Origin of the sequence: Micromonospora alfalfae (assembly GCF_022230925.1) — a bacterium.
GTDB lineage: Bacteria > Actinomycetota > Actinomycetes > Mycobacteriales > Micromonosporaceae > Micromonospora > Micromonospora alfalfae.
The window spans coordinates 299317-314338 of record NZ_JAKKFH010000062.1; the positions used below are offsets into that span (position 1 = coordinate 299317).

At 71.6% G+C, this 15022-nt stretch carries 11 protein-coding genes; 3 read left to right on the forward strand and 8 right to left on the reverse strand.

The window, feature by feature from the left end:
* Positions 1–35 precede the first annotated feature (35 nt).
* The 3 genes from ngcE to MED01_RS34260 form a co-directional block, all read right to left on the reverse strand.
* A complete protein-coding gene (ngcE, locus tag MED01_RS34250) occupies positions 36–1451 on the reverse strand; it encodes an N-acetylglucosamine/diacetylchitobiose ABC transporter substrate-binding protein (protein ID WP_238672638.1) in 1416 nt (471 codons plus the stop codon).
* Positions 1452–1725: 274 nt separating this feature from the next.
* Entirely contained in the window at positions 1726–3213 is a 1488-nt protein-coding gene (locus MED01_RS34255; protein WP_238672639.1) for a CoA-acylating methylmalonate-semialdehyde dehydrogenase, read from the reverse strand.
* Entirely contained in the window at positions 3210–4508 is a 1299-nt protein-coding gene (locus MED01_RS34260; protein WP_238672640.1) for an aspartate aminotransferase family protein, read from the reverse strand. The genes MED01_RS34255 and MED01_RS34260 overlap by 4 nt, the downstream gene beginning before the upstream one ends.
* A 239-nt stretch (positions 4509–4747) precedes the next feature.
* On the opposite strand from MED01_RS34260, the gene MED01_RS34265 reads away from it, so the two are divergent.
* A complete protein-coding gene (locus tag MED01_RS34265; RefSeq protein ID WP_238672641.1) occupies positions 4748–5644 on the forward strand; it encodes a glutamate cyclase domain-containing protein in 897 nt (298 codons plus the stop codon).
* On the opposite strand, the gene MED01_RS34270 is transcribed toward MED01_RS34265, so the two are convergent.
* Positions 5628–6440 (reverse strand): hypothetical protein, encoded by an 813-nt coding sequence (locus MED01_RS34270; protein WP_238672642.1) that lies wholly within the window; start codon positions 6438–6440, stop codon positions 5628–5630. The two genes, MED01_RS34265 and MED01_RS34270, sit on opposite strands and share 17 nt — an antisense overlap.
* 31 nt (positions 6441–6471) lie before the next feature.
* A complete protein-coding gene (locus MED01_RS34275; protein ID WP_238672644.1) occupies positions 6472–7341 on the reverse strand; it encodes a hypothetical protein in 870 nt (289 codons plus the stop codon).
* Positions 7342–7427: 86 nt separating this feature from the next.
* Between MED01_RS34275 and MED01_RS34280 the strand changes: the two genes are divergently transcribed.
* Positions 7428–8396, forward strand: coding sequence for a hypothetical protein (locus tag MED01_RS34280; protein ID WP_238672646.1), 969 nt, complete (start codon positions 7428–7430; stop codon positions 8394–8396).
* Between the two features lie 4 nt (positions 8397–8400).
* On the opposite strand, the gene murD is transcribed toward MED01_RS34280, so the two are convergent.
* Positions 8401–9747, reverse strand: coding sequence for a UDP-N-acetylmuramoyl-L-alanine--D-glutamate ligase (gene murD / locus MED01_RS34285; RefSeq protein ID WP_238672648.1), 1347 nt, complete (start codon positions 9745–9747; stop codon positions 8401–8403).
* Between the two features lie 82 nt (positions 9748–9829).
* Here murD and MED01_RS34290 point away from each other — a divergent pair, with 82 nt between their 5' ends.
* Entirely contained in the window at positions 9830–11179 is a 1350-nt protein-coding gene (locus MED01_RS34290) for a MurL-like N-terminal domain-containing (RefSeq protein ID WP_238672649.1), read from the forward strand.
* 436 nt (positions 11180–11615) lie between these two features.
* Here the strand turns inward: MED01_RS34290 and MED01_RS34295 are convergent, their stop codons facing one another.
* Together MED01_RS34295 and argG are read right to left on the reverse strand one after the other, a co-directional pair.
* Positions 11616–13487 (reverse strand): PucR family transcriptional regulator, encoded by a 1872-nt coding sequence (locus tag MED01_RS34295; protein WP_443677145.1) that lies wholly within the window; start codon positions 13485–13487, stop codon positions 11616–11618.
* Positions 13488–13543: 56 nt separating this feature from the next.
* Positions 13544–14995 (reverse strand): argininosuccinate synthase, encoded by a 1452-nt coding sequence (gene argG, locus MED01_RS34300; RefSeq protein ID WP_238672652.1) that lies wholly within the window; start codon positions 14993–14995, stop codon positions 13544–13546.
* Between the last annotated feature and the right edge of the window lie 27 nt (positions 14996–15022).

A 15022-nucleotide genomic window follows, 5' to 3' on the forward strand; every position in this document is an offset into this window, starting at 1 on the left:
GGTGGGGGTGGATCTCTCCCCCACCGGCCGGGCGGTCAGGCCGCTCGCTTGTACTTCTTGATCGAGCTGTCCTGGGCGATCGAGTCGGCGCCCTTCTGGCACTGTTCGAGGAACTCGGCGGGGCCGATCCGGCCGCTGAAGAACTCGCCGCACGCGGCGTCGACGAGGTTGCGCTCCAACTTGCGGTAGTAGTTGTTGTAGACCCAGTTGAAGCCGTTGGCGCCGGACGCGTCGAGGGCCTTGACCACTGTGTTCAGCCCGTACGGCAGCTCGACTCCCTCGCTGGCGCCGGCGACGACGGTGAGGCTGGCGACCTTCCTGGTGAAGTCCTGGGCGCCCTTCTTGGACAGCATGGTCCGGAAGTACTCCAGACCGCCGGCGACGTTGCGGGCCTTGGCCGGCACCAGGAACGGTTCACCGGCGGTGCCGCGGATCGCCTCGAACGGCAGCTTGTCGCCGCTGCCCAGGCTCGGCGTCGGCGCGATGGTCATGTTGAATCCGGCCGGGGTGACGTCCTTCTGCTCGCTCTCCAGCCAGGAGCCGCAGGAGATGAATGCGGCCTTGCCCTGGCACCAGGCGGTCTGCGACTGCTTGTGGTCCAGGCCGGGCGAGCCTTCCAGGATGTACTTGTCCTTGACGATCTGGTGCCAGGCGTCGGCCGCGGCCTTCATCGAGTCGGACTTCCAGGCGTTCGGCTCCAGGTTGTCGAGCGCGAGGGCCACCGACGGGCCGCCGAACTTGATCGCGGTGGAGATCAGCGGCCAGCTCATGTAGCGCGGGTGCAGGCCGGCGTACGTCCAGGGGGCGATGCCGGCGGCCTTGATCTGCTTGCAGAGCGCGATGTGCTCCTCCCAGGTCTTCGCGTACTCCCACTTGCGTTCGGTGAACAGCTTGTTGGAGTACCAGATGCCGTAGGCGGTGTAGGTGTAGTTGAGCACCAGGAACTTGCCGTCGTAGGAGCCGATCTCGACAGCACCGGGCAGCAGGGTGTCCTTGACGGTCTTGCCGGGCGCGTCGAGGCTCGGGGCGGCGAGCAGCTCCCCGAGGTCGGCGAGGGCGTTCTGACTGACCAGGCCGTTGAAGTCGATCTGGCCGGTGCCGGAGTTGTTGACCACGTCCGGCGGGGAGCCGTCGACGAAGCGCGGCTGGAGGGTCTTGCTGATCTCCTGGGTGGAGGAGTGCTTGATCTTCGCCTTCGGGTACTTCTCGGTGTACATGGCCTCGTGGGCCTTGGCGTACTCCTCTCCGAACCCACCGCCGAAGATCACCACTTCGAGGGGGGCGTCCTCCTTCACGCCGAGCGGGTTCTGCGCGCTCTTGGTGCCCCGGTAGATCTCCGCGTCGTTCTTGTCACCGCCACCGCCGGTGGCGCAGCCGGCCAGCAGACCGGCGGCGGGGGTGGCCAGGAGGCCGGCGGCGGCGCTGCGCCGCAGGATGTCACGCCTGTTCATGGGTTCTCCTCGGGTCGGGTCGGGCGGATCGCCGGTCTGTGGGGGGAGGCGTCCGCCGCGCGAGGGGCGGTAGTTCTCTTCAGTTCATGCTCTGTTGCTGAAGAATTTCTACGACAGCCGGGCTCGGACTTCAAGTCCTGACTGTCGAACCGTTATCACCACCAGCCGCAGGGACCGACGCCGCCGGGCCGTCGCACCCCGAGAATCCGGGGGTACGCCGACGAAGGCCGGCCCACCTCGCGGCGAGCCGGCCTGGTGTTGTCGGCGGCGAGCGTCAGGTCTGGGTGGGGAACCCGAGGTTGACCCCGCCGTGGCGCGGATCCAACCAGCGGCTGGTGACGACCTTGCCCCGGGTGAAGAAGCGCACCCCGTCCTCACCGTGCGCGTGCAGGTCACCGAAGAGTGACGACTTCCAGCCGCCGAACGAGTGGTACGCCATCGGCACCGGAATGGGCACGTTGATCCCGACCATGCCCACCTCCACCTCGTGCTGGTAGCGCCGGGCCGCCCCACCGTCGTTCGTGAAGATCGCCGTGCCGTTGCCGTACGGGCTGGCGTTGACAAGGTCCACCGCCTCGTCGTACGAGCCGACCCGGACCACGCTCAGCACCGGCCCGAAGATCTCGTCGGTGTAGATCGACATGTCCGGGGTCACCCTGTCGAACAGCGTCGGGCCGAGCCAGAAACCGTCCGGGTCGCCGTTCGGCGTCACGTCGCGCCCATCCACCACCGGCACCGCGCCGGCGGCGACACCCGCGTCCACGTAGGAGCGCACAGTCGCCGCGTGCGCGGCGGTCACCAACGGGCCCATGTCGCAGCCCCGTCGGCCGTCGCCGGTGCGCAGACCGGTCACCCGCGCGGCGATCCGCTCGACCAGCGCGTCCGCCACCGGCTCCACCGCCACCAGCACCGAGATGGCCATGCACCGCTCCCCCGCCGAGCCGAACCCGGCGTTCACCGCCGCGTCGGCGGCCAGGTCCAGATCGGCGTCCGGGAGCACCACCATGTGGTTCTTCGCCCCACCGAGCGCCTGCACCCGCTTGCCGGCTGCCGTTGCGCGTTGGTAGACGTACCGGGCGATCGGCGTGGAGCCGACGAACGACACCGCCCGCACCTCCGGGTGCTCCAGCAACGCGTCGACCGCCTCCTTGTCGCCGTTGACCACGTTGAGCACCCCGTCGGGCAGGCCCGCCTCGGCGAACCACTCGGCCAGCAGCAGCGCCGCGCTCGGGTCCTTCTCGCTCGGCTTGAGCACCACCGCGTTGCCGCAGGCCACCGCCACCGGCACGAACCACAGCGGCACCATCACCGGGAAGTTGAACGGGGAGATCACCGCGACCACGCCGAGCGGCTGCCGGATCGTGTACGAGTCGACCTCGGTGGACACGTTCTCGCTGAACGCGCCGCGCAACGCCGACGGCAGGCCGCACGCGTACTCAATGACCTCCAGGCCGCGCTGCACCTCGCCGGCGGCGTCGGCGAGCACCTTGCCATGCTCGGCGGTGATCACCTCGGCGAGCCGGTCCCGCCGGGAGTGCGCCAACTCCCGGAAGGCGAACAGCACAGCGGACCGCCGGGCCAGCGACGCGTCCCGCCAGGCCCGCGCCGCGCGGGCGGCGGCCTGCACCGCCACGTCGACGTCCGCCGTCGAGGCCAGCTCGACAACTGTGGTACGCCGACCGGTCGCCGGGTCGAACACGTCGCCGCGCCGCTCGGAGGTGCCTTCGACCCGCTTGCCGTCGATGAAGTGACCGATGCTCATGCCGCCACCCCCGCAGCCGAACGGATCGCGTCGACGAGGATCGCCAGGCCCTCACGGGCCTCCTCCTCGGTCAACGTCAACGGTGGACCCATCCGCAGCACGTTGCCGTAGAGCCCGCCCTTGCCGGTCAGCAGGCCACCGTTTCGGGCGGCTTCGAAAACCAGGTTGGTCAGCGCCGGATCCGGCTCACCGCCGCCCGGACGGACGAACTCGACGCCGAGCATCAGCCCCTTTCCGCGTACCTCGGCGACGCAGTCGAGACCGCCCACTGCGGACCGCAGGCCGTCGGCGAGGATCGCGCCGACGCGGGCCGCGTTCGCCTGGAGGTCGTGCGCGATCAGATAGTCGAGCACCGCGTTGCCGGCCGCCGTGGAGATCGGGTTGCCGCCGAAGGTGGAGAAGCTGATGGCCGGCACCGACTCCAGCACCTCGGCCCGGCCGACCACCCCGGCCAGTGCGAAACCGTTGCCGATGCCCTTGGCGAAGGTGAGCAGGTCGGGGGTGACGCCGTGCGCCTGGTAACCCCAGAAGTGCTCCCCGGTACGCCCCCAGCCGGTCTGCACCTCGTCGGCGATGAACAGGATGCCGTGCTCGTCGAGGACCTTCTTCCAGCTGGCGAAGAGCCCGTCCGGCGGGTGCACGAAACCACCCACGCCCTGGATCGGCTCGGCGATCAGCGCGGCCACGTCACCGGCGGTCTGGGTGGCCAGCACCTCGCGCAGGTCCTCCACCGCCGCGTCGACCTGCTCGTCGGCGCCGAGCCGGGCCAGCAGGCCGCGCAGCCGGTCACCGGAGTGCAGCCAGGCCACCTGGAGCGGGTTGAGGCCGCTGGCCGACCAGTTGCGGTTGCCGGTGACGCCCATCGCCGCGTACGACCGGCCGTGGTAACTGTTGCGCACGGCCAGGATCTGGTGCGAGCGGCGGTGATTGGTGGCGACCAGCAGCGCCGCCTCGTTCGCCTCGGTGCCGGAGTTGGTGAAGAACACCCGGGCGTCCGGGATGCCGGAGCGCTGGGCGATCTTCTCGGCCAGCTCCACCTGTTGACGGATCAGGTAGAGCGTCGAGGTGTGCACGATGCCGGTGGCGAGCTGCCGCTCGACGGCCTCCCGGATCTCCGGAATGTCGTACCCGATCATGTTGGTCAGCACGCCGCCGAAGAAGTCCAGATAGCTGCGCCCCTGCGCGTCGGTGACCCGGCGACCCGAGCCGGAGACCAGTTCGAGTGGCTCGGCGTAGTACAACGGCATCCAGGACGGGAGCACGGCCCGGTGCCGGGCCAGCAGGTCGTCGGTCATCGTGGCAACCCTTCAGCGGCGTTCATGGATATCGCACGCTCCCACCGCCGGCCGATGCGAACAACTGTCAGCCTGTAGCGCATGGGTGCCCCGACCTGACAGCACGTCAACGCTTTCCACAGCTATGGTCATTATTGACCGCCGATTTCAGCAGCGTTGACGGCATACTTCCACTCGATCCGCAGCATGGCCGCCCACCGCTACAGTGGGTCGGTCCACTGTCGCCGGGGAGGCACGCGGTGCGCATCGAAGAGACGATCGCCGAGCTGGAGCGCGTCGCCGCCCGCGAGGTGGGCCGGGGCAGCGAGGCGCTGGCAGCGCCCGCGGCGGGTGGACTGCTGGCCGCCGCCCGGTCGCTCGCCACCGCCGGGGCGCCCGACGCCGCGGTGTTCACCGGGTTCTTCATCCCCGGCGCCGAGCCACCCGCCGCGGAGACCGACGGCCCACTCGGCGCGGTCCAGATCGCCACCGCGCTGCGCCTACTCGGTGGCCGGTGCCGGCTCGTCACCGACGAGCCCTGCGCCCCGGTGGTCGAGGCGGCCGTCGCCGCCGCCGCGCCGGGCCTGCCGGTCGACGTCGCGCCGCTACGGGGGTACGAAGAGTGGGCCGCAGTCCTCCGCCCCGAGTACGGCCGGCTGACCCACCTCATCGCCTGCGAACGGGTCGGACCCGGGGTGGACGGACGGCCCCGCAACATGCGCGGCGAGGACATCGGCGCGCACACCGCACCCCTCGACCGGCTCTACACCTGCGGGTCGGCGTACCGCATCGGCATCGGCGACGGCGGCAACGAACTCGGCATGGGCCGCCTACCGGCGGACCTGATCGGACGGGTGGTCGCCTCGGGCGAGCGGATCCGGTGCGTGGTGGGCGCTGACGCGCTGCTCGTCGGCGGCACGTCCAACTGGGCCGCCGCCGCCCTCGTCGGCGCGCTGTCGCTGCTGCGCCCGGAGGTGCCCGAGCTTCGGACACTGCTGGAACCCGCCTGGTCGTACGACCTGCTGACCGCGATGGTGCGCGCGGGCGCGGTGGACGGCGTCCGCCGCCGCCCCACGCTCAGCGTCGACGGCCTCGACTGGCCCGCGTACGCCGAACCGCTCACCCGGATCGCCGAGCTGGTCAGGGCAGGCCGGTAGGCGTCTGTGGCTCGGTCGCCGGCCGCAGTGCCCTCGGCGGGCGGCTCGCCGCTCGGGCGTGCGCGACCTGGCGGGGGCGCAACGGCAGGTGCAGGGCGGCGGCGACCACAGCGAAGGCCGCCCAGCCGGCGCCGAGCGCCGCAGCCGACGAGACGTCCTGAAGGTAGTGGTACGCGGTGAGGAAGCCGACCAGCGCGAGGCTGTTGCGGGCGAAGTGCCGACTGAACTCCGCCAACTGCCGGCGGGCCTCGACGGCGACCAGCACCCCCGAGTACGGGAACGTCACCACCATGCCGCGCAGCACCGCGCCGAGCAGCGCGGTGAGGACCGCCCCAACGAAGATCACCACCAGCTTGAGCAACACCGGCAGCCCGTCCGGGCGGCTCTCCGCGACGGCGACCGCCTCGTCGGCGGAAGCGCCACGTCGGCGGGCGCGACGGCGCAGCCACAGGATCGCCGCCAGCCAGAGCACCAGCGTGACGGCGAGGGCCACCTCGAACGGAATGTCGACGGCCAACAGGCCGGCGCTCAGCGCCACGTAGACGGCGATCCCCGCGACGTCGGCGAGCAGAATCGGCCAACGCCACAGCTGGTGGGTGACCGCCACTGTGACGAAGAAGAGGTTCAGCCCGAGCACGCCGAGCACCTGCGCGCCGTCCACCCGGTACTCGGTGGTCACCAGGGCGAGCGTCATCGGCAGCGGCAGGCTGTAGACCAACGCGCGGAGCCGGACGGAGCGGATCACGCTGACCGCCCAGACCACGGCCGTCACCAGCAGGACCGCGCTCCACGTCATGGCTCACCCGTTCCCGCCCCGCTGGGGGCCGTCAGTCCTGGAAGGTCGCGGCGTTCGCGCAGCTGTCGAACACGCGGGTGAGCCGAGCGACATCCGTCCGGTTGACCGAGAACTGATTCTCGCCGATCTCGCCGTGCGCGGTCATGTGGGCCTCCCAACAGCTCGACCCGTCCCAGAGTGTCAAGTTCACGTGCAGATGCGGGCTCACCACCCCGAGGGGCAGCAGACCCACCCGCGCCCCGGCCGCGCGCTGCTTCTCCACCAGGGCGGACAGATCGTCGGTCAGCGTGGCGTAGACGAAGACCCGGGTTATCTGGACACCCCGTTGCAGGGCCTCCACGTTGGCCTCCCAGTAGCGGCGGCCGATCTCACTGCGCCACCAGCTCAACTCGCCGCTCACCCGGGGCATCACGTTGGTCAACCCGTCCAGCCGACGTACGCAGGCGCGGGTCGCGCCGACCAGATCCTCGTCCTCGTCACCGCGCCGGATGATCCGACCGTCCGCGAGCTGCTCGGCCTCCAACCGGAACTGCTCGTAGCGGCGCTGCGCCTCCACCGCGACCCGGGTGCCCGCGTGCTGCTCGGCAGCCGACCGCATGGCCCCGGCCAGCTCCGTGGTGGTGCGGACCAGCCAGGGCGGACCGTCCAACAGCGTGCGCAGGTGGAAACGGCGCTCCGCGCGGGCCAGCGAGTCGACCAACAGCGAGATGGTGATGCCCATCAGGCCGGCCAACAGCGACTCCACCCCGGAGGCGGCGTTGCTGAGGTCGAGCACGATGCTGAGGGTGATCGACAGCGTGATGCCGACCAACGCCACCGGATCGGTGTGCGCCACCAGCCGGACGAAGCCGGCGGTGGAGCCGCCCTCCCGCAACCGCTGACGGGCCACGTCACGGGTCATCGAGATCCCCCAATCAGCCGTTCCCGCCAGCGTAGACAGCGACCACAACCAGAGGCCCCGCCGCAGCGGGCCGGTAGCATCCGGCTGTGCACAGAGCGGACGCGGCGGCGTCGAGCGGAACGGACGACGAGCGGATCACGGCGGAAGTCCGAACCTGGGTCTGCTCGACCCCGCTCCGCGGCCTGGTCGCCCACTTCGGCGGCACCTGGCCCGACGGTGACCTCACCGACGTGCTCCGCTTCCTCGACGACTTCTCCGCCCGCCACTGGGACTTCCGGGGCGGCCGGGAACGACCCGACGCCCGGGAGCCCGACCTCGATCCGGCCACCGCGACACTGGTGCTCGACGCGGCCGCCGCGCTCGGGCTGATCCACCCGGTGCCGCCGGCCCGGTCGGCGTACGCCCACCTGGTGGTGCTCGGCGGCCTGGCGCACGCCTGCGTACGCCGCGTCGGCTACGCCGCGCACCTGCTCCGCGCCGGCCTGCCGGTCAGCGGCGAGGTCGCCGTCCTGGGCAGCTTCCGGCCACTGTCGGACTGGGAACGCCGCACCCTCGCCGAGGCGGGCCTGCCGGCCGACGAGACCGAGGTGGACGTGCTGGACACGGCCGTCCGCCGGGTGTTCGAGGTGGCCACCCCGGCGGAGCAGGACGGCGTCGACGCCGGCCACCCGCACCACTCCTGGTCGTCGCGGACCTACCGACCGGACGGGCTGCCGCCGGTCCGGGTGCTGGCCGCGCCGTCCAGCGAACCGGACCAGCGGCGGGCCCACACCGCCGACACCCAGCGGTTCTGGGCCGGCCACGTCCGGCTCGCGCCGGGCGACAAGGTCCTGATGGTCACCGCGCCGATCTACGTGCCGTTCCAGCACTGCGACGCGCTACGCACGCTGGCCGTGCCGTACGGGTGCGCCATCGACACGGTCGGGGTGGACCCGACGCTGGCCGACCTCGCGGTGCTGCCCGAGCAGACGCTCACGCCGGGGCGCTACCTCCAGGAGATCCGCTCGGCGGTCCGCTCGATGCGTGCCCTGCACGCCGGGCTACACCAGCGCTGACAGCTCAGCGGGCGGTGTCGGCGACGGCCTGGGCGAAGACCTCGGAGCGGTGCTCGAAGTTGCGGAACCGGCCGTAGCTGGGCGCGGCCGGGGACAGCAGAACCACCCCGCCGGCCGGGGTCACCTCGCGGGACAGCCGGACCGCGTCCACCAGGTCGTCGACCAGTTCGGTACGCACCTTCGGCAGGCCGGCGAGCACCTCGACGATGCGGGTGCCGCTGTCCGGAATCCCGATCACTGTCAGCTCCCGCTCGGCCAGGTGCTCCGCCAACGGCGTGTAGTCCAGACCCCTGTCGTTGCCCCCGACGATCACCGTCAACGGCCGCCCGTCGTACGCGTCGATGGCGTGCATTGCCGCGTACGGGCTGGTGGCCAGCGTGTCGTCGACGAACGTCAGCCCGGACGGGTCGATGATCTCGGTGAGCCGGTGCGCCAACCCCTGGAACTCGGCGACCGCGACGGCCAGGTGGTCCTTGTTCGCCACCACGTCCACGCCGAGCGCGTCGAGCACGGCGAGCGCGACGCAGAGGTTGCCCTCGTTGTGCCGGCCGACCAGCGGCAGCACCGCTCGCTGGAAGAGCGGCTGGTCACCGAAGTGGAACCACTGTGTGCCGTCGGCGCCGGTGGCGACGTGGGTGGTGTCGGGGCGACCGGCGCGGACCGCCGGCAGCTCACCCAACTCGGCGGCGAGCCGGGGGTCGCCGCCGTTGACCACGATCGTCTGCGGGTCGTGGGCGAGCAGGTTGAGCTTGTCCCGGTAGTACTCCCGTTCCCCACCGTGCGCGTCCAGGTGCTCGGGGAAGAGCGCGGTGACCACCGCCACCCGGGGCGAGTCGGTGAGGTCGCTGCACTGGTAGCTGGACAGCTCCAGCACGTACAGCTCCGCCTCCGGCAGGTCCAGGGTCGGCACCCCGATGTTGCCGCCGAAGACGTTCGGCCGGCCCATCGCGGTGAGCAGATGACTGATCAGGCTGGAGGTGGTGCTCTTGCCCTTGCTGCCGGTGACCCCGACGGTGCGCGCGGCGTGGTCGGCCATCCACAACGCGGTGCCCTGGGTCACCAGGATCCCGCGGCGGCGCAGCTCGATCAGCCACGGGTGGGTCTGCGGCACGCCCGGAGAGCGGACCACGACGTCCGCGGCGGCCAGCCGTTCGAAGCCCGCCTCGCCGGTGACCAGCGGCGCCGCCTCGGCCAGTGGACCGTCCCAGGGCAGCGACAGGAAGTTCGCGCTGTCGTCGACAGCGACCAGCTCGGCCGGCCCGTGCGCGGCGATGGCGGTCACAGCGGCCCGGCCCTCCCGACCGGTGCCCCAGACGGCAACGGTACGTCCGCGCAGGTCAGAAAGGCGCACGGGGCTCTCCTCGGGGGTCACGGCGGCGGCTGGCAGGGCCCGGTCCGGACACGGCCGGACGAACCAGGGCCTAGTATGGCGTGTGCCCAACGAGCAGCTCCGGCGGATGGACGCCTTCACCTTCCCGTCCTACTCGATCGACTTCGCCACCGGCGAGGTGTTGTTCGACTACGCCCTGACCGGCCCGGCCGGTGAGCAACGGTTCACCGAGGTGATCACGCTTCCGCTGCCGGCGGAGCCGCCCTCCGACGAGACGGTGGCGACCCTCAACCGGGTGCTGGAGGTGCTGCACCTCGTCGCCGGGGTCAGCTACTACAAGGCCGCCGCGCCGCCCCGACTCCTGCTGCCGACGCCGCTGGGCGCGGCCACCGTCGACTACGTCACGGCCGTCTACACGAAGGGCCTCGCGGAGTACGCGTACCGCAACCAACTGCCGCACGTGCTCGAGCTGCGCCCGGAGGTGCCGGCCGGGACGCCGGAGTCTCCCCGGGTGTACGACGACTCGGACCGTCGCCCGCTGTCGGCGGTCGGCGGCGGCAAGGACTCGATCGTCAGCCTGGAGGCGCTGCGCCGCGCCGAGCTGGACCCGGTGCCGTTCTCGGTCAACCCGAACCACGTGATCGTCGCCGTCAACGAGGCGTCCGGGCTGGTTCCGCTGGCCGCCCGGCGGCGCATCGACCCGGTCCTGTTCGACCTGAACGCAGCCGGCGCGCTGAACGGGCACATCCCGGTCACCGCCATCAACTCCCTGATCGCGGTGGCCACCGCCGTCCTGCACGGGCTGGGCCCGGTGGTGATGTCCAACGAGCGTTCGGCGTCCGACCCGAACCTGGTCTGGAACGGCCACGAGATCAACCACCAGTGGTCCAAGGGCGTCGAGGCGGAGGGGTTGCTGCGGGCGTCGCTGGCCGAGCACGCCGGCCTGACCGACCCGTACTTCTCCCTGCTGCGTTCGCTGTCCGAGCTGCACATCGCCCGGCTGTTCGCCGAGTTCACCCGGTACGACGACGTGGTGACCAGCTGCAACCAGGCGTTCAAGCTGCGCGACGCGAGTGAGCGCTGGTGCCGCGACTGCCCGAAGTGCCGCTTCGTCTTCCTGGCGATGGCACCGTTCATGCCGCGGGAGCGGGTGGTGGGCATCTTCGGCGGTGACCTGCTGGCCGACGAGTCGCAGGTCCCCGGCTACCGCGAGTTGCTGGGCGTGGACGGGCACAAGCCGTTCGAGTGCGTGGGCGAGGTCGAGGAGTCGGTGGTGGCTCTCGGCCTGCTCGCCGAGCAGGACCAGTGGCGCGACGCCCCGGTGATCCAGGCCCTTGTCGACGCCGTCCCGGAGACGGCCTGGTCGGCAGTGGCCAACTCGGACGTCTTCACCCCCGGCGGCCCCAACCACATCCCCCCCACCTACGCAAAAGCCCTGGCCACACTCACCTGACTCGGAAGCGGACCCACTTTCCCCGCCCCGCCTCGCCTCGCCTCGCCTCGCCTCGCCCCGCCCCGCCCCGCCCCGCCTCGCCTCGCCTCGCCTCGCCTCGGGGAGTGTGCCCCTGCTCCTTTGGAGCTGATGTCGTAAACGAATCAGGGCACGATTGACCCGCGCCGAGCCGCGCCCAGCCGCGCCGCGCCGCGCCGCGCCGCGCCGAGCCGAGCCGAACCAAGCCGAGCGATTCGTTTACGACATCAACTCGATAGCGTCCCGGCCCCCTATGCCCACCCCTACGCCAGGCCGACCCCGCCCGCGTCGATCATGGCGTTGCAGTGGGCGCAATAGACGTTTTTGCGACGTTTGCCCCCCACCACAACTCCTTGATCGACGCGGGCGGGGGTGAGGCGGGGGCGGGGGTGGGGCGGGGTGGAGTCCGGCCCGGGGGTTAGGGGGTGCGGACTGCTTCCAGGGCCAGTAGGGCCACGTGTAGGGAGAGGCTGGCCTCTACCGAGTCCAGGTCCACGTCGAGGATGCGGGCGATGCGGGCCAGGCGTTCGTAGAAGGCCGGCCGGGACAGGTGGGCGGCGGCGGCGCCGGCGGACTTGTTGCGCCCCTGCTCCAGGTAGGCGCGCAGGGTGTCGAGCAGCCGTTCCCGGGGGTGCCGGGCGTCGTACTCCAGCAGCGCGCCGAGTTCGCGCTCCACGAACGTCTGTAGGCGGGGCTCGTCGCGCAGCAGGTGCAGCAGCCCGGCCAGACCGACGTGCGGCAGCCGGAAGATCGGCAGGTCACGCCGGTCCCGCCGGGCCGCCTCGGCGATCTGCCGCGCCTCGACCAGCGACCGTCGGGCTTCCCGCAGTGTGCCCACTCCGGAGCCGGCGGCCACGATCACGCCACCCTGGCCAGCTCCCCGGAACGGGTCGACACCGACCCCCGACCGAGCGGCCTCGACACCGAACGACGCGCGGGTCGGATCCACGCCGAAGCCCGTGCGGGCCGGATCGACGCCGACCGCCGCACGGGAAGCGTCGGCTGCGGAGCGGGACACGTCGACGCCGGAGGCGGCCCGCGCCGGTTCGACACCGGGTGCCGGTCGGCCGGTGCCGGCGTCGAGGCGTACCTGACGAAGGGCGCTGGCGAACGCGGACAGCGCGCGGTCCTCGGCGGCCGGGTCCGGCAGGGCCAGGAGCGCGCCCACCGAGTTGTCGTCGACGGCGCTGGTGAGCGCGGTCAGTTTCGCCTCCCGCAGGGCCTGGCCGACCGCCTCGGAGAGATCGCGTAGCCGGGCCTGGCTGGCCTCGGGGCCGACCTCCCCGGCGGGGTCGTCGGCGCGGTGCCGGACCATCACGCCGACCAGGTGCCGCCGGTCGAGCACCACGCCGAGCGCCTTTGCCCGCAGCCCCACCTCGTCGACCGGGCGGGAGTGGTCGAGCAGCGCGGTGAGCAGGGTGCGGTGGATCTGCCGCTCCAGGCCCTCGGCGTCGCGGCGGATCAGCCGGCCGAGCGCGAGGGTGGACGCGGCCCGCTCGATCAGGATGGTGAGCCGGGTGGGCGAGCCCGCTGTCGGTTCGACGGCCTGGGCGCCGGGCACGTCGCCGCTGGCCGGCCAGCGGAGCAGCAGCCGACCCCAGTCCTGCCCCCGGGCACCGACGGTGGTCACCAGCCAGCCGCTGTCCGGGTCGTACGCGGTCCGCCCGGCCGGGCGGATCCGCCGGGAGTGCTGCTCCCAGCCGTCCAGCAGCAACTCGGCGCTCTCGCCCGCCGGGTCGTACCCGAGCACCTGCCGGGACAGGTTCTCCAGCACCACTGGGCAACCGGACAGCTCGGCGGCCTGTCGGATCACCTCGGCGGCGTCGGCGCCCTCCACCGACAGGTCGTTGAACCGCTGGTGGATCTCCTCGGTGGCGCGCAGTTCGGTGAGCTGCGCGTCGACGATCAGCGCGTGCACCGCCTCGGTGATCCGGACGAACGGGGTGGCCCGGCGCAGCTCCACCAGGGGCAACCCTCGCCGCTCGGCGGCGGCGGCCATCACCCGGGGCACCCCGCTGACGTACCTGCGGCCCAGCTCGACGACGAGCCCGGAGACTCCGACGTCGGCGAGGTCACCGATGAACGCGCGCAACCCGGCGTCGTCAGCGGGCAGACCGATGCCGGTGGTGAGCACCAGTTCGCCACCGCCGAGCAGGGTGGCGATGTCCGGCACCTCGGCGACGTGCACCCACCGGACGGGTCGGTCCAGCCCTTCGTCGCCGGCGACCACGCGGGGCGCGCCGTGGCGGACCGGGTCCAGGGCGAGGACCTCACGGACGGTAGGGAACACGGCCGACACGCTACCGTCCGTGACGCCGGAACTCGACTTGCCACCGGCGCGAGGGGTCAGTCGACGCCGAACTCCATAGCGGCGCGGTCGAGCGCCTCGTCCTCAGCCGAGGCGACGCCCCGGGAGGCGATGGCTTCCGCGCCGCCCTCGGGCATCGCGCCGATCAACCCGGTCGAGGCGGCCTGCGCGGCGCCGATCATCCGCTGGGGGTTCCCGCCGCCGACGAGGCCGAGGGAGGCGTACTGCTCCAGCTTCGACCGCGAGTCGGCGATGTCCAGGTTGCGCATGGTGAGCTGGCCGATCCGGTCCGACGGGCCGAAGGCCGAGTCCTCGGTACGCTCCATCGACAGCTTGTCGGGGTGGTAGCTGAACGACGGGCCGGTGGTGTCCAGGATCGAGTAGTCCTCGCCCCGGCGCAGCCGCAACGTCACCTCGCCGGTGACCGCCGTGCCTACCCACCGCTGCAACGACTCGCGCAGCATCAGCGCCTGCGGGTCCAGCCAGCGGCCCTCGTACATCAGCCGACCGAGGCGGCGACCCTCGTTGTGGTAGTTCGCCAGGGTGTCCTCGTTGTGGATGGCGTTGACCAGCCGCTCGTACGCGTAGTGCAGCAGAGCCATACCTGGCGCCTCGTAGATGCCCCTGCTCTTGGCCTCGATGATCCGGTTCTCGATCTGGTCGGACATGCCCAGGCCGTGCCGGCCGCCGATGGCGTTGGCCTCCAGCACCAGGTCGACGGCGCTGCCGAACTCCTTGCCGTTGATGGTGACCGGGCGACCCTGGTCGAAGCCGATGGTGACGTCCTCGGTCGGGATCTCCACCGACGGGTCCCAGAACCGGACGCCCATGATCGGGTTGACAGTCTCGATGCCGGTGTCGAGGTGTTCCAGGGTCTTCGCCTCGTGCGTGGCGCCCCAGATGTTGGCGTCGGTCGAGTACGCCTTCTCGGTGCTGTCCCGGTAGGGCAGGCCGCGTTCGAGCAGCCACTCGGACATCTCCTTACGCCCACCCAGCTCGGTGACGAAGGCGGTGTCGAGCCACGGCTTGTAGATGCGCAGCATCGGGTTGGCCAGCAGGCCGTAGCGGTAGAACCGCTCGATGTCGTTGCCCTTGAAGGTCGAGCCGTCGCCCCAGATCTGGACGTCGTCGGCGACCATCGCGCGGACCAGCAGGGTGCCGGTCACGGCGCGGCCCAGCGGGGTGGTGTTGAAGTACGCCCGTCCGCCGGTGCGGATGTGGAAGGCGCCGCAGGTCAGCGCGGCCAGGCCCTCCTCGACCAGGGCGGCGCGGCAGTCGACCAGGCGGCCAAGCTCGGCGCCGTAGCTGAGCGCACGACCGGGCACCGAGGCGATGTCGGGCTCGTCGTACTGGCCGATGTCGGCGGTGTAGGCGCAGGGAATGGCGCCCTTGTCGCGCATCCACGCGACAGCGACCGAGGTGTCGAGGCCGCCGGAGAAGGCGATGCCGACACGTTCGCCGGTGGGCAGGGAGGTGAGAACCTTGGACACGGGGAAAATTATGCAATAGAACGCATG